Genomic DNA, 22359 nt, shown 5'->3' with positions numbered 1-22359 from the left:
TGTGCTGTCACGTGTAGCGGAACGACTGTACTGGATGGCCAGATACCTTGAGCGGGCCGAGAACAACGCCCGGATGATCATGGCCTTCAATTCCCTGGCGCTGGATATGCCTCGGGAAACCCAACTGTCCTGGAAAGGGCTGGTGGCGGTGACGGGCATGGGCGCGTTGTTTGATCAGCACCATCAGAAAGCTGATGAACGAAACTGCGTGAAGTTTCTGATGGCGGATGGTTATAACCCCAGCTCCATAGCGTCCTGCATCAAGGCCGCCCGGGAGAATGTCCGAACGACTCGGGATCAGGTGCCGACCGATGCCTGGGAGGTGATCAACGAGCTTTACCGGTATGTCCAGGAGCATATAGACCAAGGTGTCGGTAAACGTGCGAGGTACGAATTCCTGAATGAGATTGTGGGGCGCTGCCAGATGCTCAATGGCCTGCTGGCCGGCTGTATGAGTCACGATTCCGGATATGATTTTATCCGGGTCGGTCGCAATCTGGAGCGGGCGGACATGGCGACCCGGCAGATTGAAGTGGGCGCTCTGCAGTTCCTGGATGGTTGGGACGGTACTGACACCTATGGAGGGCTGCTGTGGACCAGCGTGCTGCGTTATCAGAGTGCCTTCCAAATGTACCGTCATAACGTCCGGCGCAAGGTGAACGGGCCCCACGTTATTCGTTTTCTGCTGCAGAACGAGCCGTTCCCGCGATCGGTGCTGCACAGTCTCAGCGAGGTGGCCAGTGCTCTCGGTCGTTTGCCAAGGAATGAGATTCCGTTACGCACGGCACTGCAGGCGGTACGCCACACTCGGGAAGCCGATGTGGATGCTCTGATCCGTAAGGATGAAGGAATCCTGTTCCTGGAAAACCTGCAGTTGGAGATCGGCGAGCTACACGAAGACATTGCAGAGACCTGGTTTCCTGTCTACGAGACAGCCTGAAACTCCTAATATAATTCGCCTGCGAGATAGGTTTCATGTCGATTCACGTTGCCCTGAGTCATACCACCCACTATCGCTACGAGCGCCCCATCACCCTGGGGCCTCAGATTGTCCGTCTGCGACCCTGCCCGCACGCGCGAACCCGCATTCTGAGTTACTCACTGAAGGTTGAGCCGGAAGGTTACTTCCTGAACTGGCAACAGGACCCACAGGCCAATTATCTGGCCCGTCTGGTGTTCCCGGAAAAAACCAACGAGCTGAAAATCACGGTGGACCTGGTTGCCGAGATGGCTGTGATCAACCCGTTCGATTTCTTCCTGGAGCCCCGGGCAGAGACCATTCCGTTCGACTATGAGGAATGGCAGACGGCGGAGCTTGCACCGTATCTGCAGAAACTGCCGGAAACACCGGAATTCCGTAAGTGGATGACCACCATAGATCGGAAGGAAACTCCGAGCGTAGATTTCCTGGTGGGTGTGAATCAGCGTGTTGCCGATCGGATCGACTACCTGATCCGCATGGAGCCGGGCGTCCAGACCCCGGAAGAGACCCTGAAAAAAGGCTCCGGATCCTGCCGGGATTCCACCTGGTTGCTGGTTCAGACGCTTCGGCATCTGGGGCTGGCGGCGCGGTTCGTGTCCGGTTACCTGATTCAGCTCAAGGCCGACCAGAAAGCCCTGGATGGCCCTTCGGGCGCCGAGGAAGACTTCACCGATCTGCACGCCTGGTGCGAAGTCTTTCTGCCGGGCGCCGGTTGGGTGGGGCTGGATCCCACGTCTGGCCTGTTTGCCGGCGAAGGGCATATTCCCCTGGCCTGCAGCCCGGATCCATCCTCGGCGGCGCCCATTACCGGCATGGTGGAAGATTGCGAGGTCGAATTCGAGCACCAGATGAGCGTCCAGCGCATCTGGGAAGCGCCGCGGGTGACCAAACCCTACACCGAGGCCCAGTGGCAACGCATCGTGGGGCTGGGTCATGACGTGGACCAGCGTCTGACCGAGCTCGATGTGCGCCTGACCCAGGGCGGTGAACCCACGTTCGTGGCGAACCACGACCGGGACGAACCGGAGTGGAACACCGAGGCCATGGGCCCCACCAAGCGCAAGAAGGCCATCGAGCTCTACCACCGGATGCGAGACCGCTACGGTGCCGGCGGGCTGGTGCACTTCGGGCAGGGTAAGTGGTATCCCGGCGAGCCGCTGCCCCGCTGGTCCCTGAACTGCTTCTGGCGCAAGGACGGCGAGCCGATCTGGCGAGACGAGCGCTGGCTGGCGGACGAGCGCACGGAAGGCAAGGCAAACCCGGAAGATGCCCACCGGTTTTTGGCGGCCCTGGCCAAGGAGCTGGGTGTTGATGAAAAGCAGCTGTTCCCGGGCTTCGAAGATGCCTTCTATTACCTGTGGCGGGAACGACGGCTGCCGGTCAATGTGGATCCTTTCGATGCCAAACTAGAGAATGCCCTGGAGCGGAAGCAGCTTCAGCAGATTTTCAGCCGGGGGCTGGATGAGCCCGTCGGCTACGTGCTGCCTCTGCGTGTTTCCGAAAAGGAGCAGGCCTGGGAAACCGGCCCCTGGTTCCTGCGCAGTGAGCGTTGTTACCTGATTCCGGGCGGCTCCCCCATGGGCCACCGGCTGCCCCTGGACAGCCAGCCCTGGGTGGAGGAAGCCGACTACCCCTGGATCCACGAGCAGGATCCCTTTGCGCCCCGTGGGGCTTTGCCGGCCAGCGAGGAGATCCGGCAATGGAACAGCCGGGGACAGCGTGTAGAGCCCGGGTTGGAGCCGGAGGCCACTGAATATAAAACGCCTGAGAAAGGGAAGTCCTCCCCGGAGGTGGTCCGCACAGCCCTGTGTGTGGAGCCCCGGGAGGGCATTCTTCGTATTTTTATGCCGCCGCTGGAAAAGCTGGAGCCCTACCTGGCCCTGGTATCAGCCATTGAAAAAACCGCCAAAGAGCTGCAGCAGCCGGTCCTGCTTGAGGGTTACGAGCCGCCTTCGGATCACCGATTGAGTCATTTTCGCATCACTCCGGACCCGGGTGTAATCGAAGTGAATGTGCAGCCGGTTCGCACCTGGGATGAGCTGGTTGAACAGACCGAGACACTTTACGCGGACGCCTACGAGTGCCGGCTCACCTCCGAGAAATTCATGATGGACGGCCGTCATACCGGCACCGGTGGCGGCAACCATTTTGTGCTGGGGTCGCAGAAGGCCGAGGATTCCCCGTTCCTGCGGCGTCCGGATCTGCTGCGCAGCCTGATCAGCTACTGGCATAACCATCCCAGCCTGTCCTACCTGTTTTCCGGCCTGTTTATCGGCCCCAGTTCCCAGGCGCCGCGGATTGATGAAGCCCGCAACGACCATGTGTTCGAAATGGAGCTGGCGTTCAAGGAGATGGACCGGCTTTGCCCAATGGGCAAAAAAGTCGCGCCCTGGGTGGTGGACCGATTGCTCCGGGACCTGCTCACGGATGTGACCGGCAATACCCACAGGGCCGAGTTCTGTATCGACAAGCTCTATTCCCCGGACGGCCCCGGTGGGCGCCATGGGTTGCTGGAATTGCGGGCCTTCGAGATGCCGCCCCATGCACGCATGAGCCTGACCCAGCAATTGCTCTTGCGGGCGCTGGTGGCCCGATTCTGGGAGCAGCCCTACAAGCCCAGCGGGCTGGTGCGCTGGGGTACCGAGCTGCACGACCGGTTCCTGCTGCCGCATTATGTCTGGCAGGACTTCGAGGACGTCATCAATGACATGAAGTCGCAGGGCTACCCGCTTGAGAGCGAGTGGTTCGCGCCCCATTTTGAGTTCCGGTTCCCCCGGATCGGCGATTACAAGGTCAAAGGGATCACCCTTGAGCTGCGTTCGGCCCTGGAGCCCTGGCACGTAACCGGGGAGCATGGTGCCATTGGCGGCACGGCTCGCTACGTGGATTCTTCCCTCGAGCGTTTGCAGGTGAAGGTCCGTGGCGCTGCCCCGGATCGTTACCAGATCACCTGCAATCAGGTGCCTCTGCCACTTCAGCCTACCGGCATGGTGGGTGAATCGGTCGCTGGTGTCCGTTACCGGGCCTGGCAGCCGTCGCAGTGCATGCACCCGACCATTGGGGTGGATGGGCCGCTGGTGTTTGATATCGTCGATACCTGGAACGAACGCAGCTTGGGCGGGTGTGAATATCACGTGACCCATCCCGGTGGCCGGAATTTCGAGACTCTGCCGGTGAACTCGTTCGAGGCCGAAGGCCGGCGTATGGCACGCTTCTTCAGGATTGGACACAGCTCGGGCCAACAACCCCTCCGGCCGGTCCCGGAGCATCGGGAGTTCCCGTTTACCCTGGATCTGCGATATCACAAATAAGATGCCTGGACGCGTGGTTTGAGGCTGGCTCCGGAGCGCATAAAGCGGCTATGCTTCCAGCTCAATGATTAACGGAGCCTGAATTCAAGGTGGCGAAACAGCGCGCAGTAACGGACATCCTCCGCCAGTACCATCCGGTGCCGGATCGGTTTGATGAGCTTGGTGCCATCGGTTCCGGGCCGCAGTCTCATTGGCGGCCATTGTTACAGCAGCTCAACCTAGAGTCAGTCGACAGTCTCAACATCAGGGCCCAGGCGGTTTCCAATGCCATTGCCGAAGATGGCGTAACCTATAACGTCTACGAAGATCCCCGTGGTGATACCCGGCCCTGGGAAGTGGATCTGCTGCCGCTGGTCCTGGGCGCCGATGAGTGGCAATGGCTCTCGAAAGCTGTAGCCCAGCGTGCGGAGCTCCTGGACAGCGTTCTGGCTGACCTTTACGGCGAGCAATCGCTGTTGAAGGAAGGTCTCTTACCGCCGGCCCTGGTCTATGGCCAAGCGGGTTTCCAGTGGCCCTGTCAGGGCATTCAACCCGCCGGAGGTCGTTTCCTGCATTTATACGCCGTGGATCTGGCCCGGGCGCCGGATGGCGGTTGGTGGGTGATGGCGGACCGAACCCAGGCGCCCTCGGGAGCGGGCTACGCCCTGCAGAATCGGCTGGTGATTTCCCGGTCTTTCCCGGCGCCCTTCCACAACCTGCCGGTAACCAATCTTGCGGAGTTCTTCCAGGGTTTCCAAAACAGTCTGGCAAACATGTCGCCGGCCGGCACCGAATCGCCGCTTTGCGTGCTGTTGACCCCCGGCCGGTTCAACGAAACCTATTTCGAACACGTGTTCCTGGCCCGTTACCTGGGCTTGCCCCTGGTTGAAGGCCAGGATCTGACCGTCCGTGATGACACGGTCTACCTGAAAACGCTCCAGGGCCTGCGGCGGGTACACGCCATTTATCGCCGGCTGGACGATGGCTTCTGTGATCCCCTGGAACTACGGGCTGATTCCGTACTTGGCATTCCCGGCCTGCTGGGTGCGGTGCGTGCAGGCAAGGTGCTGATGGCGAATGCGTTGGGCTCCGGTGTACTGGAGAGTGCCGCGCTGTTCGGTTTCCTGCCGGAGATCTCGAAGAAACTGCTGGGCGCGTCATTGCAGATGCCGTCGGTGGCATCCTGGTGGTGTGGTGAGAAACCGGCCCTGGACTATGTGATCGAGCACCTGGACGAACTGGTGATCAAACCGGCGTTCGCGAGCATGCGAATGGAACCTGTGTTTGGCTATCAGGTGAAGGGCGCGGAGCGTGATGCCCTGATCAAGAAGATGCATGCCCATCCCCATGCCTTCGTAGGGCAGGAACTGGTCCACCTTTCCCAGGCGCCGGTCTGGAAGGGCGAACGGGAACAACCGCTGGTAACCCGCTCCATCGGTCTTCGGCTGTTCGCGGCGGCCACACCCTCCGGATGGCGTGTTATGCCCGGCGGGCTGACTCGCGTAGCCATGGACGAAGGGGTGGAGGTTATCTCCATGCAGCGCGGTGGTCTGTCGAAGGATACCTGGGTACAGGCGCGTTACACCGCACCTTCCAAATCATTGATCAAAAAACGGTTGCAGGTATCTGACCTGCTGGACGGCGAGCGGGACACGCCCTCTCGGGTTGGAGAAAACCTGTTCTGGATGGGCCGCCATTCGGAGCGGGCCGAGGGTACCGCCCGTTTATTGCGGGCGGCGTTCAACAGGCTGTCGGGCCACGACCAGGCCAGTGAGGAAGCGCTGCTCGGGCTGCAACAGGCGGCCGAACAGTTCGGGACGCTGCCGGAACCCGAGGAGGACGCAGTGCCGACGCCGCTGCCGGACCTATTGCTCAGGGCGGTCAGCGATCCCACGTCACCGGGGTCTATTGCCTCCATTCTTCAGGCCCTGTTGTTCAACGCCAGTCAGGTCCGTGACCGCCTGTCTTCCGACAACTGGCATACGCTCAATCGGGTAGGCAAACCCCTGAGCCCGGCGCCAACCACGCCGGACCAGTCGATCCGGGCGTTGAATCTGGTGTTGCTGGACTGTATCTCCCTGGCCGGCTTTGCCATGGATGATATCACCCGGGACGCCAGCTGGGTGTTCCTGGTGATTGGTCGGCGTCTTGAGCGGCTGGCTAATCTCTGTACCCTGATCTGCGTGCCATTGTTCAGCGACCGGTTCAGCCGCCACGCCATGCTGGAGTGGCTGCTGGAAGTGGCCAATTCGGAGGTCACCTACCGCACCCGATACCGCCGCACACCGGAGCTTCTGGGTGTACTTCATACCCTCGTGGTCGACGCGAGTAATCCCCATTCGGTGATGTTCCAGCTGCGACAGCTGCACAAGGACCTGCCGGAAATGGGCCGGAAAACCGGGCAACTGTTTCCCCCGGACCTGAACGAATCGCTGCAGCGGCTGCAGGGGCTTGATTTGCATCCGTTTGAACGCAAACGTCCAGACAAAGCGTGCGAAGCCCTGGCAGAGCTCTTGTGTGACATCCGGTCTGAGGCCTATCGTGTATCGGATGAGATCCAGCGGCAGTATTTCATTCACACCCGGTATTCCGACCGCCGTATGAAACCGGATTGAGGCCTCTATCGTGACATTTGTCCGTTACCATGTGCGTCATGAGACCCTGTACCAGTACGATCAGGTGGTGGGGGAGTCCCACCATTTGCTGAGGCTTACGCCGCGGGCGCTGCCCTGGCAGAAGAACCTTGAGCACCATCTGGCTATCTCGCCGGAGCCGTCTGCAAGGCGTTCTTTCCTCGATTGCTTCGGAAACCAGATTACCAAGATTCATTTCACCGCCGATCACGAGTACCTGGAGATCATCAGCGAATTCTGGGTGGAACTGCGCAAACGGCCGAAACCTTCAGCAGCTGCTGCAAAAATCTCCTGGGAAACCGTGCGTGACAGCCTGCGGTACAGTGCGGACAGGAAATTCTCGTCAGACCACCTCCAGGCCACGGCCTTCCGGTTTGTCTCCACCAATGTGCCCATCGACTCCCAGTACGCCGCCTATGCCCGCGAGGCGTTTCTTCCAGGCAGACCTCTGGTGGAGGCAGCGGACGCGCTGATGCGGATGATTCATCGCGACTTCCACTTCGATGCAACGGCCACGGAAACCTCTACACCGGTAGAGCAGGCATTCAAGGCCCGTCGCGGAGTCTGCCAGGATTTCTCCCACATCATGATTGCCTGCCTGCGATCGGTGGGTCTGGCCGCCCGTTACATGAGCGGCTATATCCTGACACATCCGCCAGAAGGCAAAGAGCGGCTGGTTGGCGCGGATGCGACCCATGCCTGGGTGGCCGTGTTCGTGCCGGATTTCGGCTGGCTGGAGCTGGACCCAACCAATGCATTGAGGCCAGATCTGGAGCATATCACCCTCGGCTGGGGCCGGGACTTCTCCGATACCACACCGATGCGGGGCGTGCTGCTGGGCGGTGGCGACCATGAGCCGGAGATTGCGGTGACCGTTGTCCCAGAGGAGGAATTTGCGTCGCTATACTCGGATGGCGAAACTTATCTGGAAGAAATCTCCCCTTGAGCGGATGGCGGTTTCATCCCTACTTGAGTCTCGCTACATCAGAGGTTCTTCTCCAACCCTCTTTTGGCCAGCCGCTCCAACGCCAGCAGCGTATCGGTATAACGGGCAAACCGGTCCAGATACTCCGGGGACAGCGTCTGCATTTCTTTTAGCGCGCGGCTAACCAGCCGGTGTGCATTCATCGGCCCCGCCTCTTTCGGGGTGCTCTCGATCCCGTGGCGGATGCGCTCCTGCAGGGCCTGAGTGCCCTGATCCGCCCTTGCTCTGATCATCGCCCTCAGGGGTTGTGGGCTGTTGGAGCTTGATGTCGTGCGCGTTTGCTCCAGCTCTGAAGTCTCCCCGAACACCCTTTGTTCCAGCGTTGATCTCGGCGCTTCGGCCGGTGTCTCCGTGGTTTGATTCAGCCTGTCCAGCAGGAATGAAATGGGGGATGGCTCAGGGGCAGCTGGTGCCTGCCTGGGCTGCTCGGCACCTTCTAACCTGGCCTGATAATCGGAGATGGCCTGTTCGAGCTTCCGCCAGTGTCCTCCCTGCTGGAGTCCGTTCGCGCGCAGCCGCCGTTCAAAGGACTCCAGATAACGAAAGCGGACAGGGTCAAAGCGGTCTGCGCCTTGCCGTCTCAGGTTATCAAGCAATGAAGGGCTGGAGGCTTGGTTCATCATCCGTTGTTTGCCCCGGTTTCGGGTTCCGTGGCCGCCGAAGGTGCCCGGGGGACGGTACTGATTTCCACTCGGCGGTTCTGGGCTCTTGATTCGGCATCCGTGTTGGGCACCGCCGGGTGGTGAGGCCCGAAGGCGGCGGCGAATACCCGGTCGTTGGGCAGGCCCAGTTCCGTAAGTGAGCGGGTGACGGTGAGTGCCCGCTGGGCCGACAGGCCCCAGTTATCCTGGTAACGGTTGCCGGGATGCATGGGCAGGTCGTCGGTGAAACCGCTCACCATCAGCAGCTCATCATGCTGCTCCAGGTAGGTTTGCAGGGGCCGAATCAGCGATTCCAGAATCTCTTCACCTTCGGCCTGCAGTTGGTCCGAGTTCAGCTCAAACAGCACGTTGCCGCTGATGCCGATGCGGCCATCCCGAAAGGTGACCAGGCCCTTGGTGAGCGGGTCTTCCAGGGCCTGCTCCAGGGCAATTCGACGCTGCTCTTCCGCTTCCCGCTTCTCGATTTCCTGGGCTAGGGACTGGCTGAGTTCCAGTTGAATGCCGATCACCCACACCAGGATCAGCGCCAGAATACCCACCAGCGCCGCCATGAGGTCTGAGAAAATGGCCCAGACCGGTGCCGATTGCTGTTCGCCGCCTTCCAGCTGTTCCATTAGCCGGCCTCGCTGGGCTCAGCCCGGCGCAGGGCCGCAGCGGCATCAATCACATCTTTCTGGGCGCTAACGCTCAGGTCGATCACTTCCCGTGCCTGCGCTACATAATAGGCCAGCTGCTCATCGTGCCGGGTGCCGGCGTTATCCAGCGCTTTCTGGATATCCGCCAGGCTGGCGACTACCTGCTGGTTGGACTGGCTGAACAGCTCGATGGCTTGTGCGAAAGCATCGCTCAGGGCACCGACTTCCTGGCTGCTGCCGGTAATGTCGTCGCCCAGCTTGCCCAGTTGTTGGCTCTGTTCCTGGATCAGGGTGTTGAAGCGTTCGCTGATGCCGGTCAGCGTGTCGCCGGCGCCACTGATCAGCGAAGCTACCGCATCCCGCTGGCTGTCGGCTGTGCTGCGTTGGTTTTCCAGCAGGCTGTCGAGTTGTTGGACCAACCGCTGACGTTCTTCCAGAAGCTCATTTTCCCGTTCACTGTTGCGGGCGATCTCCGACTGTAATTGCCGAATGACTTCGGCCGCCGCCTTCGGGGTTTCCGAGGCGGTTTCAATCAGGCGGGTCATGGGGGCTTCCAGCGCGGTTCCCAGCTCTGACAGATGTTTGGTCACCGTCGCTTCAAGGCTCTCCATACGTGCCGCAGAGGCGTCAGCGCGACCGGCTTCCTGCTCCCTGAGTTCAGAGAGCTGTTGGCTAATGGTGGCGACCAACTGCTCGATGCCGGCTTTCTGGTTGTCGACCAGCTCCGCAGTGTTGTTGCTGAAGTGCTCCTGGTATTTTTCCAGGTTCTGCTGCCAGTGCTCGCCCGCGTCGGTGGTGGTTTTCTGAAAACCGGCGGCCAGTTCGGCCAGTTGCTGGCGGGCATCATCCGTCCAGCTCTTCTGCAGGGACTGGGCATTGCTTTGTAGCTGCTCCATGGCATGGATGACGATAGGCTCAACCCGCTCTGCTGCCTGCTTCGTGCTGTCATCCAATGCGGTTTTCAGGGAATTGGCAACGGAATCAGCCAGGGTCTGGTAGTGGCTGCCGACCGTGTTGTGGAACTCCTGCTGGTTACGGGTCAGAGACTGTTCCAGTTGCTGGCCGAGCTGCTCCATGCGCGCGGTCATACGTTCCATGGCGGAGGCCATCTGCGGCAAGGCTTGCGCCTGGGTTTCCAGAGCCTGGAACGCCTGCTGGCGCTGGTGGTCGGCAGACAGGTGGTGCAGTTTTTCCCGTAAGGCCGTATCCAGTGTGCGGGATGCCTGTGCACGGTCCCGGCGACTCAGGGTAGAGGCCAATCCCAGCATGGCGGAGGCGGCTACACCGGCAATGGAGGTGCCAAATGCCAGGCTCAACCCGGCGATGGGGGCGGCCAGCGCACTGCGGATGGCGCTGAGTTCGGTGCTGTTATCCAGGGCCGAGGCGGCACCGCCCAGGGTCACGATCATGCCGGCAAAGGTGCCCAGAAGGCCCAGCATCACCAGCAGGCCGGTCAGGTAGGGGGTGATCTGCGGTCCGGGCAGGGCAGCGGCGTGGCCTTCGATGCGACGTTGCGCTGGGTATTGAAGCGGCTGGGGCAACGTGTTCAGCCAACGGGAAACCTGGTCCTGGCTTTCCGGCAACTGGCTAACTTGCCCGGCCAACTGCCGGGTTTGCCGGCGAAAGTTCACCAGCTCGCCAAACCCCAGGCAATACACCGCACCAATCAGACCGGTGAACGCCAGCGCCAGCAGGTCAGAACCAATAAAGCCGGCACCAATCCAGCTCACGACAGCAACGCCGATGGCGAACGCCAGGGTAAAGAACAGTTTACTCATGGGGTGTTATTAACCTCATCGTGGCAGGCTTCAAGCAAACCCAGCACCGGTTCCAGCCGAACGTCCAGTTCAGCGAGTAACAAGGCCTGCGCTTCCTCGCAGTAACGGTGGAACCAGTCGTGAGATGCCTGGCCTGATGTTTGGGGGTGTTCATCGGATGTCTGTAAGGCCCGGAATCGTTGCTCCAGCACCTGGGATACCGTGGAAAAACACTGGCCGGTGTAGCCGGCCATGGTGTGATCGAACACCGCGTCCAGCTCAGCCAGGCGGGCCAGGGTCTGGCCCTGATCTTTCATGGATTTGCGTACTTTATCCCTAAACTGGCGGCTATTGGCCGCGATCTTGCGCTGTAATGCCAGCCAGGAACTTAACACCGGTTCACATTCCGGCTCGCCTTCAAACTCAAGTTCATCCGCCCAGGTGTGAACGCGGCGGACCAGTGCCCGGCGGGTGGTGGTCAGTTCGTCGGTCAGCTTATCGACCACCGCACCTTGCACCTCGCCCGGCTGCCGGGCGCGGTAGGCGGTGGCGGCATCCAGGGTCATGGTGTCGCCCAGGCCAAACAGCCGGCTCAGGCGCTCTGCAAAACAGGGCAGGGCGTCAGTAGTCGCAGCTGCGCCCAGATGGGCGAGCTGTGCGAGCAGTTTGGATGGGTGGCCTGTTTGCGCCTGAGGCTGGTTCGGCATCCGTTCGGTGTCTCACTCCGTGTTCAGATCGGACTAACGTCAAAGCGCGTTATTCTACTGGCTAAGGGGAGTGAATGATAATGACTGTGTGGTGAGAAAAACTCAGTTCAGGCCATAACGCCGGGGCCGCTCAAACCGATAGAAGCCCTCCTCTTCCTCGCGTGCAATGGTGGGTGCTGCGATGCCGAAGTGCTCTTCCCGCAAGCGGTTGAGTTCCGATTCCAGCTCTTCACCGGCCAGGCGCCGGGAAAGATCTTGTCGCTTCTCCATGTAAGCGTTCCCGTTCTGCCATTTCTCCTCCCGAATCTGGTCCTGTTTTGCCATGCGCTCCAGCGCATCCTCCGGATAGCCGAATTGCCGGCGCAGATCGGTAATGGTTTGCTGCCGCTGATTGGGTGGTAACTGTTGTAAATGGCTTTGCACGCTGTCCAGGCTGAACAGTGCGTGGCCCAGGGCGCCGGAGCCGGCGAATTGCCGGGTCATGTCGCTGCCGTAGATTTCCTCGGCACTGGTGTGGAGCTGGTGGGCCAGCTCGGTTAACTGGAGTTCCCCGGATTCCTCCAGATTGGAGACAGCCTGCTGGAACCGCTGGGATTTTTCTTCCAGAAACGAGGCTTCTTCTCCCCAGATCTGGCTCGCCAGCGCACCAAACAAGGCCTCGCGTTGCTGCCAGAGTTCAGTTTCGCGCTGCAGCGGCTGCAGTGCCTGTAACCGAAGCTCGTTGTCATCCAGCCATTCGTGATAACGGTCCAGGTTCGCCATCAGCGTCAGAATCTGTGCGGCGGTATCGGGAAAGGCGGTCTCAACAGCATCGCGGAACAGCTGGGCACCGTTGCCGGGGTCTGCGTCAATCAATGCCCGTCTCTCGTTATACAGTTGGGCCTGGGTTGACGGGTTATGGATGGTTTCGCCGTAGGTCTCCAGGTACTTTACCGCCAGTTCCAGGACCCTGTCCCGGGCCTGCCGGGTGGAGTCGCCATGCGGCGAGATAGCCTGCGGCTGTCTTGCTTCGATGGCCTGGTCTCGCTTTTGAACGTCGGAGTTACCAGCCTCCTGGGCTATGTAGATCCCGCCGGCCATGGTCAGCCCTGTGAATGCCGCGAGTACGATCCAGCTTTGAGCTCTCATGGTGTTCCTCAGGGTGTCGGGCGGCCCCGGTAAGAGGCCGCCCAGTGGTTGCGGGCTTAGAGTAGCGGCTGCAGTTTCGGCCAGATCAGATCGGCGATTTTCTTCGAGCCGCTGTCAGCCGGGTGAATACCATCAAAGATGATGTCGCTGTCGTTGATCACGCTTCGCGGATCAACAAAGGTGCAGTCAAGTACTGAGTTTCGGCAGGCCCGCGCCAGCGTGGCGTTGCCGTAGTCGACCGCTTCCTTCATATCTTTCAGGCGAAACAGCCCGTTCTTGGTGTAGTAGTAACCCAGAAGAACGCCGTTTTGTACCCCGGCTTCGGCTACTTCATTAAGAAAGTCCACGCCTTCAACATAGATGTCATCAATAAAATCCCGACATTGCTGGCTCAGCCGGCCGAAACGCCACCAGGGCGTTTTGCAGTTGTTGGAATTCAGGAAGATGGCTGGAATCAGGATATCGTTACCACCAGCATCGCCCACCATGGTCTTGATATCCGGGTTGTCAGATACCGCCTCCCGGAACTGATTTGGGATAGACGGGGCAATCAGCTCGCCGGACAACTGGGCGCCAGACACGGTATAGCGCCGGAAGGTTTCACCGGCCTTGGTTTCCAACTGGTTCTGGATCTCGCCAGACAACGCAAAGATGGAATCACCAACAAAGACAACCTGATTGTTGTCGGCATCGGTCACCTTGTCGTTACTCAACAGGTACCCCAGTTCGCTACATCCGGTGAACAGGGCTGCCATTAACAGGGCGGCCAGGGCTTTGGTCAGGCTGGCCTTAACAGCAGCCGGCAGGTATATCGGTTTTTTGTGATTGTTGTTCATAGTGCAACTCCGTTTGTAAGGGATAGAAACTCCAAATACTGGGACTGCAGCATGAATAGTGGTCTGAAAGCCTGGGGTTTTGAAATGCTATAGCTGGTTAAAAATTGTCCTAATCGGCCAGCGTCCGGTAGTTGTGAGCGGTGTCACGAAAGCTGGCCGGAGCGCGACAATATCGGCTTTGACCCAACGCAATTCCTGAACACGCCCGCCTTGTATTTTCCGCGCCAGCGTCAACTATTAAGTATCAGAGCATTACCTTTGATCAGACGTGAGGAGTTCCATGGACTTCAAAGACTATTACGCCGCCCTGGGGGTGAGTGAGTCTGCCTCACCCGAGGACATCAAAAAGGCCTATCGAAAGCTGGCGCGAAAGTACCACCCGGATGTCAGCAAGGAAGAGGACGCCAGCGACAAATTCAAGGAAGTCGGGGAAGCCTACGAAGCTCTGAAAGACCCCGAAAAACGCGCCGAGTACGATCAACTGCGCAAGTACGGCGCCCGTGCCGACGGCTCGTTCCAGCCGCCTCCGGGTTGGCAGAGCTCATCCGGCTTTGGTGGTGGCGGCTATACCGAAGCCGATGCCCGGCAGTTCAGTGACTTTTTTGAAGAAATCTTCGGCGGTGGCCGTGCTGGCGGGTTTTCTGGCGCAGGGTACAGCGGTGGTTTCCGGCAGGCCCGTTCCATGCGTGGTGAGGATGTGCATGCCCGCCTGGCGCTGTTCCTTGAGGAAGCGTTTAATGGCTGTGAAAAACAGGTGTCGTTTACCGTACATGAGCCGGATGACCACGGCCGGATGATCGCGCGCCGCAAGACCCTGAACGTCAAGATACCGGCCGGCATGCGCGAGGGTCAGCATATCCGCCTGAAAGGGCAGGGGGCACCGGGCCTGGGTGGGGGCGCGAACGGAGACCTGTTTATTGAAGTGGAGCTTGCCCCGCATCCCCACTTTGTTGTGGAAGGCGCGGATATACTGGTAACACTGCCGGTGTCGCCCTGGGAAGCCGCGTTGGGCGCCACGGTCACCGCGCCCACGGTCGGCGGCAAGGTGAAGGTGAAGGTGCCGAAGGGTTCCACCAGTGGCCGTAAGCTCCGGCTCAAAGGCAAAGGCTTCCCGGGCAAGCATCCGGGTGACCAGATCGTTGTCCTGCAGGTCGCCATGCCAGAGCAGCACTCGGCCGAGGCTGAATCGCTTTATGAAAAGCTGGCGGAGCTAGAGAAGAACTTTAATCCACGCAGCAAGTTGCACGTGTGAGCGGGGTGGGTATGACACGCAAAGACCAGATCCTGACTGTAGAAGTGGCCGACGAAAACGGCAATACCTTCACCTTGCGGGAAGTGTGTGAACGGGGAGACTGCCACGCTGAGTTTGTCATCAAACTGGTCAACTACGGCATCATAAGCCCGGTAGAGGACATTACCGAGGCTCGCGAGTGGCAGTTTGATGTGGAGGCCCTGGCCCGTTTGCAGAAAGCCCTGAGGTTGCAACGAGATCTGAAACTCAACCTGCCCGGCCTGGCGGTCTCCCTTGATCTGATCGATGAGGTCAACGACATGCGCAGGGAAGTGGCTCGCCTCAATCAGCAGATCAGGCAGTTGCTGGGAGAATGAGCCAAAGGGCAGCGCAGTCTGGCGCTGCCCGCCCCTCAATGCTTGCCTTGCTCAAGGTTCTGGATTTCCGCGTACAGTTTTTCCGCTTCTTCCATCAGCGTGCCATGGCTGCGTAAGTCGCCGTTGCGTTGGGCGTGCAGCGCCTTGGCCAGTTTGTCCTCATACGCCTTTTGTAGTTTCTTCTTTGGATCGCCTTTCAAAAATCCCAACATAAGGTTTTTCCGGTTGCCCTGTTTGTCTCTGGGTATACGGTCCCATTCTTACAGAGTTCACAAATATTTCATCAACGCTTCTGGACAAAACTAAAATATGGGATTAAATTCCCAATTAATAATTGGGAAAAATATCCCAATTTAGGTGGCCGGAATTGGCCAGCAACGGATTGACGACATGCCTGGAGAAGAATCATGAAACGCAATGGGCTGACTACAGCAGTGAGAATGGTGATTGCCGGCGCTCTGGCCGGAACTTTGGCAGCATGTGGCGGAGGAGGCTCCGGTGACGGCAGCGCCGTGAACGCCAGCAGCCAGGGCACCAGCGTTGGTGCGGTTACCGGGTTTGGCAGTGTGTACGTGAATGGCACGCGCTTTCAGACCAGTGGCAGCGTGAGTAGTGACGACGGGATCGAAAGGGAGGATCAACTCCACAAAGGTATGATTTTGAAGGTCAAAGGCAGCTGGGACGGCCGCGGAGCAGGCCGGGCTGATGACGTCTCCTACGATGACACCCTGCGTGGCCCACTGACCAGCATGAACTGGGATGACATAGAGAAAACTGGCCAGCTGCAGTTGCTGAACCAGACCGTGCGGTTGGATCGTCAAACTGTCTTCCGCGGCGCGACACCGTTGGAACTGGCGGGCAATCCCGGGGCATACAACGTGCGCATCAGCGGATGGCGTATGGAGAACGGTGATTTTCGCGCGAGCTACGTAGGCGCCCGCAGCGCAGGCTCGCGCTTCGACGACTTCAACGACGTTGAAATTGAGGGCCTTGTGGCAAATCTGGATACCAGTGCCAGAACCTTTGAGATCAACGGGTTGCAGATCGATTATAACTCGGCAACCGGGGATGATGATTTTGATCTGGACGATCTCCGCAATGGGTTGGCTGTGGAAGTGGAAGGCTACCTGGAAAACGGCATTCTGATCGCCAGGGAGATTGAGGATGAAGACGATCTGTTTGATGACGACGATGACGTAGAAATTTCGGGTGAAATCTACGACTTCGATGCCTCCGGCCGAAGCTTCAGGATCAACGGCGTACAAGTTCAGTACAACCGTGGCACCGAGTTCGACGACATCCGCGAAAGCAGTTTGCAGAACGGCCTGTTTGTGAAAGTCGAAGGCGACTTCCGCAATGGCGTATTGATCGCGGAAGAAATCGAAGGCCGCGATGGCGATGTTGAACTCGATGGCCGGCTGGAGCAGATCGATCTCAGCAACGAAGTGCTGATCGTCAGCGGCATCCGGGTTCAGCTGACGCCGGGAACCTTAATCGATGACGACGATGACGACGACCGTCGAAGCCGCGTAGAGGACATCAACGGTTTCCGTGTTGGCGATTATCTGGAGATCGAGGGCCGCCAGCGCAGTGAGAATGGCGGCTACCTGGAAGCCTTCACCATTGAACGGGAAGATGACGACGATGATGATGACTACGAGCTGGAAGCGCGGATCGATGCACTCAGCAGCACGTCGGTTACTTTTATGAACCTGGAAATCCTGCTGAACGGGTACAGCACCGACGGCGCCCGCGTGGGTGACGAAGTTGAAGTGGAATATCGTCGCACCAGCGGTGGTCAGTATGTACTGACCGACGATATCGACGATTAACCGACCGGGCAGCGCTTGGGGTGCCTCAGGGCCCCCGGCGCTGGCTTCACGGTTGCTATGGGAATACAATCCCAAATATGACTGATTCCAACATCACTCCCCTTCACAAAGCGCTGTTTCGCATTCTGCGTCCTTTGGCCAGATTGTTGTTGCGCAACGGTGTGCCCTATGGCGAGTTCTCTGAACTGGTGAAGCGGGCCTATGTGGAATCGGCTCTTGAGGATTTTACCGATGGTCGGCGCAAACCCACAGACTCACGGGCGGCCGTTATGACAGGCCTGACCCGAAAGGAAGTAAAACGCCAGCGGGAAATACTGTCAGGCGGAAATCCGGCACGGGAGACCACGTCTAATGCCAACCGGGCGTCCCGGGTGGTCTCTGGCTGGGTGCACGATGCAACCTTTCAGTCAGCCGACGGTCAGCCTGCTGTTCTGGCCTTCGAGGGTGAACCCAGTTTTGCCGGTCTGGTCCGCAAGTACAGTGGTGACATGCCGCCAAGAGCAGTGCTGGATGAGCTTCTGCGGGTGGGTGTTGTGGTGGTGGAGGAAGGTACCGGCAGTCTGCACCTCCGCAAAAGGGCTTACGTTCCTGCAGGTGACAGTGACGATATGCTCCAGATCTTTGGCGAAGACGTATCAGATCTTATAGCAACCGTTGATCACAACCTGGTCAGCAGCGAACAGGGCAGGCAGCCGCTGTTTCAGCGCACGCTGACCTACGACAACATACCGTCGGACGTTATCGAGCGCTGGCGCAAACACGCGGCAGGGCGGTCACAGGCATTGTTGGAAGACCTCGACAGTTGGCTGGGCCCCTACGACCGGGATGTCACCGGAAGCCAGGGTAACGATAGCGCGAAAGATGCAGTGCGAACCGGTGTCAGTATTTTCTATTTTGAAGAGCCGATTCAGCAAGGCAAAAACGGAGATGACCAACCATGAGCCCCAACCACTCGCAAAGCCACCCCTCAAAGTGGCAGCCAACGGGCTTGGTAACCACACTGCTGTCTCCCGGAGCCAGGCAAGTCATTCGGTGCTGGCTCGGGCCTTTCGGGTTTCTGGATGAGCAGCAGCACCCTCGAATGCTGCTCGCCATGATCAATGACCCCGGCACCTTCGGGGATCTGGTTCGTACCGCCAACTCGAACCTGGCACCGGCGGTCGTGCTCAACGAATTACTCAGAAAAGGCATTGTTGAGACCCTGGATAGCGGGCACGTACTGCTCAGACGAAGCGCCTATGCGCCCGCCACAGAGGCCGCCCAGCAGTCCACGGTCGCGTCTGACGATTGCCTGGCGGCTTACTCTCCTCGCCGTCGTTTTAACGATATCTGACACCATTCGCCGGCCCGGAAGGCCGGTTGGAGATTGCCATGACGCCTCAAGTTACTCCCAAACGGTTGTCCCTCCTGTTCGCTCCTGTTGCTTTCGGCATGCTCAGCGCCTGCGGTGGCGGCGGAGGTGGTGTAGATATCGCAGAGGGTGGTATCAGGGGCACAGGCTCGAGCGTCGGGCCGGTTTCCGGGTTTGGCAGTGTGTTTGTGAATGGGGTGCGGTTTGAGACTGACGGCGACGTGATCAGCAACGATGGCATTGGTTCTGAGGCACAGCTCGATAAGGGCATGATCCTTCGGATAGATGGCGAGTGGCGGACAAACGGGCAAGGCACGGCCAATGCGATTGAGTATGACGACACCTTCCGTGGGCGTGTCTCGAGTGTTCAGAAGACCACGGACGCCGAGGGGCGGATCGTTAGGGTAAGTTTCCGGATCTATGGCCAGGAAATCAGCGCCGACAAGCTCACGGTTCTCAAAGGCCGCTCGCTTGAAACGCTGGCGAACGGGGATTTCGTGCGTGTCAGTGCCTGGCAGCTTGAAAGTGGCAGCTACCGGGCCAGTTATATCGGCCTTATTACGCCGGATGAAACGGATGTGGAAATTGAAGGCCGGATAACCGACAGCTCCACGGATCTCGGGCTGAACCGTTTTGAGATCAACGGTTTCCTCATCGAGTACGACGATGACAACACGGAATTCCGGGATGGCGTGGTTGAGAACGACTTGCAAACCGCTGGATTGAGCGTGGAAGTGGAGGGTGAGCTTGTTGAGATCAGTGGCCGCCCAGCCATTCAGGCGCACACCATAGGAAGGGACGATACCCGCCGCTATCGGCGTGGTGATGCCGACGATATCGAATTCACCGGCCCGGTTTCGTCCGCCTTTAACAACACCGATCGGACCTTCACGATTAACGGCCTGACGGTGTTGGTGCCCAATGACGACGTATTCGAGGACGGCCTGACCAGCGGTGATCTTGTTTCGGGCCTGTTGGTCCAGGTTGAGGGGGCCTTCCGGTCCGATGGCGTGGTAGTGGCAGAGGAGATCGAGCTTCGGGAGGCAGACTCAGAAGTGGAAGGTGCGATTGAACCCGGAGTTATCGACTTCAGTGCCCGCACTTTCCGGTTGGGGGGCGTGCTGGTGCAGGTGACGCCGCAAACCATTATTACTGACGACGATGACGATCAACGGCTCACATTGAATGATCTGAACGGGCGCTATGAGTTGGAAGTCGAGGGCATCGAACGGTCACGCCTCGATGGCAGTGTTTTCCTCGAAGCGGTCAAGATCGAGCGTGATGACGATGATACTGATAACGAGTATCAGATGACCGGCCGGCTCGGGGAGATCAACTGCTCCGTTTCGATCACCGTACTCGGGGTTAGAATGGACATAATCAGCGCCACGTCGTTTGACGATGAGAACTGTTCCCAGCTGGAGAGTGACTTCCGCGACAGGGGGCTGCGCCCGTTATTGGAAGTAGAGTACATAAAACGAAACGACGGCACCTTCTGGGCCGAAGAAATTGAACTCGAAGACGACTAAGGCAGTGCAATGAACCACCTGGCCCACACCTTCCTCGCCCCGGACTCCCCGGAGGCCCGCGTGGGCAGCATCCTGGGTGACTTCTGCCGCGGTGTGAGGCTGGCGGAGTTGCCGGAGCCGGTGTTGCTGGGCGTGCGCCACCACCGGGCGGTGGATGCCTTCACCGACCAGCATCCGGACGTGCTGGCCAGCAAACAGCTGTTCTCCAGCCAGCGCCGGCGCTTTGCCGGTGTGGCGCTGGATCTTCTCTATGATCACTACCTGCTGCGGCACTGGCACCGATTCAGCCATACCGACCACCACCGGTTTGTCCGCGGAGTTTACCGAGAACTGGCAAGCCACGAAGACATCATGCCCGCCTCTATGGTCAAAGTGACCCGCCGGATGGTTCAGTATGACTGGTTCGGTGCCTACGAAGACTTCGAGAACATCGGCTATGCCCTTGATCGCGTGGCCAGCCGAATCCGCTTCGCCAACCAGTTCGCCGGTATCATCGAAGAAATCCGGGCTAACGATGAACAGCTCGAAGCCCGGTTTCTCCAGTTCTTCCCGGAACTTCTTAAATTCGCCGAAGCGGAAGCCGCCAGCCTGTCAGCCCAATCTTGAACGCGCCTGCTGGTATTCCTCTTTCAGCCGGTCCACCAGCGCCTGAACACTCGGAACGTCGTGAATCAGGCTCACCCCCTGGCCGGCGGACCAGACGGTTTTCCAGGCCTTGGCTTCGTCGTCCATGGGCTTGAGCTTCTCGCCGTAATTCACATCGCCGGCCTGATTCAGCTTCGCCATATCAAAACCGGCCGCCTCCAGGCTCTGGCGCATGAAACTGGCTGGAACCCCGGAAACCGCCGGGGTGTGAATAATATCAGCGGACACTGCCTCAATAATCATGTTCCGATAGGCATCCTCCGCCTCGGATTCCTCGGTATTGATAAACCGAGTACCCATATAGGCCAGATCCGCCCCCAGGGCCTGCGCCGCCAGGAGGTCTTCCCCATGAGACAGCCCACCCGCCAACAGAATCGTGCCGTCAAACACCTCACGAATCTCGTGTACCAGCACAAACGGATTCACCGTGCCGGCATGGCCGCCGGCCCCGGCACTCACCGCGATAATGCCATCCACCCCGGCTTCCGCCGCCTTACGGGCATGCTTCTGATTGGTCACATCATGGAATACCAGCCCACCATAACTGTGTACCGCCTCCACCACCTGGCTAGCCGCGCCCAGTGAGGTGATTACCATCGGCACTTTGTGCTTCACACAAAGCTCTAGATCTGCCTGCCAGCGGGGATTGGTGCGATGCACCACCAGATTCACTGCGTAGGGCGCGGTAATCTCGTCTGGATGGGCCTGTTTCCATTGCGCCAGCTCCGTGTTCATCTGAACCAGCCAATCCTCAAACCCCTCACTGCTGCGCTGATTCAGAGCCGGGAAACTTCCCACCACACCCGCCTTACAGCAGGCCAGCGCCAGCCGGGGTGAAGAAATCAGAAACATCGGTGCAGCAATCAGGGGTAATGACAGAGAATCTTTGAGCTGAACGGGCATTGGCATGATTGGTCCTTGATTTTTATTGGAACTTTCTCAGGATATAGGGGATCTTAGCCTGCCCGACGAGCAGTGGACAATCGTTCCAACGGGTGACAGGACAAAACAAAAGGAGCCCACCATGGGTGAAGCAAAAAGACGCAAACAAACCGGCGCCCCCGCACCGCGTAAGCACCGAAACAAAAAACCGGCCATCATCGGCATCTCAGTGGCCGCCATCGCCGTTGTCGCAGTGGCCGTCTACTTCCTGACCCAACCACCCAAGCCAACCTCCGAGGCACTACCGGTAGCCGCCCCCAACGCATCAGACTTCCCGGCCTTCCTCGACCAATACGGCATCTCCGCCGGCTCTGAGGATGCTCCGGTGGTTGTTCGCGAATTCGCCGACTACCAATGCCCCGCCTGCGCCAGCTTCGCCTCAGCCAGCAAACGCCTGAAACAGGAATACGTAGACACCGGCAAAGTCCGCTTCGTCTACTTCGACCTGCCCCTACGCCAACACCAAAACGCCGTCCCCGCCGCCCAGGCCGCCCGCTGCGCCGGTGATCAGGGCCAATACTGGCAGATGCACGACAAACTCTACGACGCCCAAAGCGAATGGAGCGGCTCCAACGACCCGGTAGCCACCTTCACCCGCTACGCCAACGGCCTTGGCCTCGAAGAACGCCGCTTCCGCCGCTGCCTGACCACAGAACTCCACAAAGAAGCGGTAGAACAAAGCCTGCAAGTGGCCACCCAGATGCGCGTAATGAGCACCCCAACAGTGATGGTAGACAACATCCAACTAACCCGACCGGGTTGGGGACAGCTCTCCGCAGTGGTGGAGCGGGAATTGCAAAGCGCAAACAACTGATATAGAAAGTGATGGAAGACGCT

The 22359-nt window shown here is 59.2% G+C and carries 20 protein-coding genes; 12 read left to right on the top strand and 8 right to left on the bottom strand.

The features are described from left to right. Nucleotide 1 precedes the first annotated feature (1 nt). The 4 genes from FIV08_RS14820 (at nucleotide 2) to FIV08_RS14805 (ending at nucleotide 7851) form a co-directional block, all read left to right on the top strand. Nucleotides 2-940 (top strand): alpha-E domain-containing protein, encoded by a 939-nt coding sequence (locus FIV08_RS14820; protein WP_152438896.1) that lies wholly within the window; start codon nucleotides 2-4, stop codon nucleotides 938-940. Nucleotides 941-975: 35 nt separating this feature from the next. Then, nucleotides 976-4293 (top strand): DUF2126 domain-containing protein, encoded by a 3318-nt coding sequence (locus FIV08_RS14815; RefSeq protein WP_152438895.1) that lies wholly within the window; start codon nucleotides 976-978, stop codon nucleotides 4291-4293. An 89-nt stretch (nucleotides 4294-4382) separates the two neighbouring features. Further along, nucleotides 4383-6887: a circularly permuted type 2 ATP-grasp protein gene (locus FIV08_RS14810; protein WP_152438894.1), complete on the top strand. Its 2505-nt coding sequence runs from the start codon at nucleotides 4383-4385 to the stop codon at nucleotides 6885-6887. A gap of 10 nt (nucleotides 6888-6897) precedes the next feature. Beyond that, nucleotides 6898-7851 (top strand): transglutaminase family protein, encoded by a 954-nt coding sequence (locus FIV08_RS14805; RefSeq protein WP_152438893.1) that lies wholly within the window; start codon nucleotides 6898-6900, stop codon nucleotides 7849-7851. Nucleotides 7852-7889: 38 nt separating this feature from the next. On the opposite strand, the gene FIV08_RS14800 is transcribed toward FIV08_RS14805, so the two are convergent. From FIV08_RS14800 to FIV08_RS14775, 6 genes are all read right to left on the bottom strand, one after another. After that, complete coding sequence (locus FIV08_RS14800; RefSeq protein WP_228715431.1) at nucleotides 7890-8513, bottom strand: DUF2894 domain-containing protein; 624 nt, start codon at nucleotides 8511-8513, stop codon at nucleotides 7890-7892. After that, entirely contained in the window at nucleotides 8510-9166 is a 657-nt protein-coding gene (locus FIV08_RS14795) for an OmpA family protein (protein ID WP_152438892.1), read from the bottom strand. The genes FIV08_RS14800 and FIV08_RS14795 overlap by 4 nt, the downstream gene beginning before the upstream one ends. Beyond that, nucleotides 9166-10965: a DUF802 domain-containing protein gene (locus FIV08_RS14790; protein ID WP_152438891.1), complete on the bottom strand. Its 1800-nt coding sequence runs from the start codon at nucleotides 10963-10965 to the stop codon at nucleotides 9166-9168. Before FIV08_RS14790 ends, FIV08_RS14795 begins: the two co-directional genes overlap by 1 nt. Then, on the bottom strand, nucleotides 10962-11651 hold the full coding sequence (locus FIV08_RS14785; RefSeq protein ID WP_152438890.1) for a DUF3348 family protein: 690 nt from the start codon (nucleotides 11649-11651) through the stop codon (nucleotides 10962-10964). The genes FIV08_RS14790 and FIV08_RS14785 overlap by 4 nt, the downstream gene beginning before the upstream one ends. A gap of 102 nt (nucleotides 11652-11753) precedes the next feature. Beyond that, nucleotides 11754-12779: a lipase secretion chaperone gene (locus FIV08_RS14780; RefSeq protein ID WP_152438889.1), complete on the bottom strand. Its 1026-nt coding sequence runs from the start codon at nucleotides 12777-12779 to the stop codon at nucleotides 11754-11756. Between the two features lie 56 nt (nucleotides 12780-12835). Further along, the gene (locus FIV08_RS14775) at nucleotides 12836-13615 is read right to left on the bottom strand and encodes an SGNH/GDSL hydrolase family protein (RefSeq protein ID WP_228715430.1); all 780 of its coding nucleotides are present in this window, start codon (nucleotides 13613-13615) and stop codon (nucleotides 12836-12838) included. 280 nt (nucleotides 13616-13895) lie between these two features. On the opposite strand from FIV08_RS14775, the gene FIV08_RS14770 reads away from it, so the two are divergent. Further along, nucleotides 13896-14867, top strand: a complete 972-nt coding sequence (locus FIV08_RS14770; protein WP_152438888.1) for a DnaJ C-terminal domain-containing protein — start codon at nucleotides 13896-13898, stop codon at nucleotides 14865-14867. Between the two features lie 11 nt (nucleotides 14868-14878). Further along, complete coding sequence (locus tag FIV08_RS14765) at nucleotides 14879-15223, top strand: chaperone modulator CbpM (protein ID WP_152438887.1); 345 nt, start codon at nucleotides 14879-14881, stop codon at nucleotides 15221-15223. Nucleotides 15224-15258: 35 nt separating this feature from the next. Here FIV08_RS14765 and FIV08_RS14760 read toward each other — a convergent pair whose 3' ends face one another. Further along, the gene (locus FIV08_RS14760; protein ID WP_152438886.1) at nucleotides 15259-15435 is read right to left on the bottom strand and encodes a DUF6435 family protein; all 177 of its coding nucleotides are present in this window, start codon (nucleotides 15433-15435) and stop codon (nucleotides 15259-15261) included. Between the two features lie 195 nt (nucleotides 15436-15630). Between FIV08_RS14760 and FIV08_RS14755 the strand changes: the two genes are divergently transcribed. From FIV08_RS14755 to FIV08_RS14735, 5 genes are all read left to right on the top strand, one after another. Further along, entirely contained in the window at nucleotides 15631-17055 is a 1425-nt protein-coding gene (locus FIV08_RS14755) for a DUF5666 domain-containing protein (protein WP_152438885.1), read from the top strand. Between the two features lie 77 nt (nucleotides 17056-17132). Then, nucleotides 17133-17996 carry a DUF6502 family protein gene (locus FIV08_RS14750; RefSeq protein ID WP_152438884.1) on the top strand — a complete coding sequence of 288 codons (864 nt, stop codon included), beginning with the start codon at nucleotides 17133-17135 and terminating at the stop codon, nucleotides 17994-17996. After that, nucleotides 17993-18388, top strand: coding sequence for a DUF6502 family protein (locus tag FIV08_RS14745; protein ID WP_152438883.1), 396 nt, complete (start codon nucleotides 17993-17995; stop codon nucleotides 18386-18388). Before FIV08_RS14750 ends, FIV08_RS14745 begins: the two co-directional genes overlap by 4 nt. 38 nt (nucleotides 18389-18426) lie before the next feature. Further along, entirely contained in the window at nucleotides 18427-19935 is a 1509-nt protein-coding gene (locus FIV08_RS14740; RefSeq protein WP_152438882.1) for a DUF5666 domain-containing protein, read from the top strand. A gap of 9 nt (nucleotides 19936-19944) precedes the next feature. After that, nucleotides 19945-20541: an ACP phosphodiesterase gene (locus FIV08_RS14735; RefSeq protein ID WP_106694799.1), complete on the top strand. Its 597-nt coding sequence runs from the start codon at nucleotides 19945-19947 to the stop codon at nucleotides 20539-20541. Here the strand turns inward: FIV08_RS14735 and FIV08_RS14730 are convergent. After that, nucleotides 20527-21489 (bottom strand): NAD(P)H-dependent flavin oxidoreductase, encoded by a 963-nt coding sequence (locus FIV08_RS14730; RefSeq protein ID WP_152438881.1) that lies wholly within the window; start codon nucleotides 21487-21489, stop codon nucleotides 20527-20529. The two genes, FIV08_RS14735 and FIV08_RS14730, sit on opposite strands and share 15 nt — an antisense overlap. 115 nt (nucleotides 21490-21604) lie before the next feature. Between FIV08_RS14730 and FIV08_RS14725 the strand changes: the two genes are divergently transcribed. Further along, nucleotides 21605-22336 (top strand): DsbA family protein, encoded by a 732-nt coding sequence (locus FIV08_RS14725; protein ID WP_152438880.1) that lies wholly within the window; start codon nucleotides 21605-21607, stop codon nucleotides 22334-22336. The last annotated feature ends 23 nt before the right edge of the window (nucleotides 22337-22359 follow it).

The sequence above is a fragment of the Marinobacter sp. THAF197a genome (genome assembly GCF_009363275.1).
Classification (GTDB): domain Bacteria; phylum Pseudomonadota; class Gammaproteobacteria; order Pseudomonadales; family Oleiphilaceae; genus Marinobacter.
Note: the sequence above shows the minus strand (reverse complement) of the source record. Positions and strands in the feature narration are given on the sequence as shown.

Bases quoted from the DNA above. Each gene is read 5' to 3' on its own strand.
- FIV08_RS14815 (WP_152438895.1), top strand. From the start codon at position 976: ATGTCGATTCACGTTGCCCTGAGTCATACCACCCACTATCGCTACGAG.
- FIV08_RS14800 (WP_228715431.1), bottom strand. From the start codon at position 8,513: ATGATGAACCAAGCCTCCAGCCCTTCATTGCTTGATAACCTGAGACGG.
- FIV08_RS14795 (WP_152438892.1), bottom strand. From the start codon at position 9,166: ATGGAACAGCTGGAAGGCGGCGAACAGCAATCGGCACCGGTCTGGGCC.
- FIV08_RS14790 (WP_152438891.1), bottom strand. From the start codon at position 10,965: ATGAGTAAACTGTTCTTTACCCTGGCGTTCGCCATCGGCGTTGCTGTC.
- FIV08_RS14785 (WP_152438890.1), bottom strand. From the start codon at position 11,651: ATGCCGAACCAGCCTCAGGCGCAAACAGGCCACCCATCCAAACTGCTC.
- FIV08_RS14780 (WP_152438889.1), bottom strand. From the start codon at position 12,779: ATGAGAGCTCAAAGCTGGATCGTACTCGCGGCATTCACAGGGCTGACC.
- FIV08_RS14775 (WP_228715430.1), bottom strand. From the start codon at position 13,615: ATGAACAACAATCACAAAAAACCGATATACCTGCCGGCTGCTGTTAAG.
- FIV08_RS14770 (WP_152438888.1), top strand. From the start codon at position 13,896: ATGGACTTCAAAGACTATTACGCCGCCCTGGGGGTGAGTGAGTCTGCC.
- FIV08_RS14765 (WP_152438887.1), top strand. From the start codon at position 14,879: ATGACACGCAAAGACCAGATCCTGACTGTAGAAGTGGCCGACGAAAAC.
- FIV08_RS14760 (WP_152438886.1), bottom strand. From the start codon at position 15,435: ATGTTGGGATTTTTGAAAGGCGATCCAAAGAAGAAACTACAAAAGGCG.
- FIV08_RS14755 (WP_152438885.1), top strand. From the start codon at position 15,631: ATGAAACGCAATGGGCTGACTACAGCAGTGAGAATGGTGATTGCCGGC.
- FIV08_RS14750 (WP_152438884.1), top strand. From the start codon at position 17,133: ATGACTGATTCCAACATCACTCCCCTTCACAAAGCGCTGTTTCGCATT.
- FIV08_RS14745 (WP_152438883.1), top strand. From the start codon at position 17,993: ATGAGCCCCAACCACTCGCAAAGCCACCCCTCAAAGTGGCAGCCAACG.
- FIV08_RS14740 (WP_152438882.1), top strand. From the start codon at position 18,427: ATGACGCCTCAAGTTACTCCCAAACGGTTGTCCCTCCTGTTCGCTCCT.
- FIV08_RS14735 (WP_106694799.1), top strand. From the start codon at position 19,945: ATGAACCACCTGGCCCACACCTTCCTCGCCCCGGACTCCCCGGAGGCC.
- FIV08_RS14730 (WP_152438881.1), bottom strand. From the start codon at position 21,489: ATGCCAATGCCCGTTCAGCTCAAAGATTCTCTGTCATTACCCCTGATT.
- FIV08_RS14725 (WP_152438880.1), top strand. From the start codon at position 21,605: ATGGGTGAAGCAAAAAGACGCAAACAAACCGGCGCCCCCGCACCGCGT.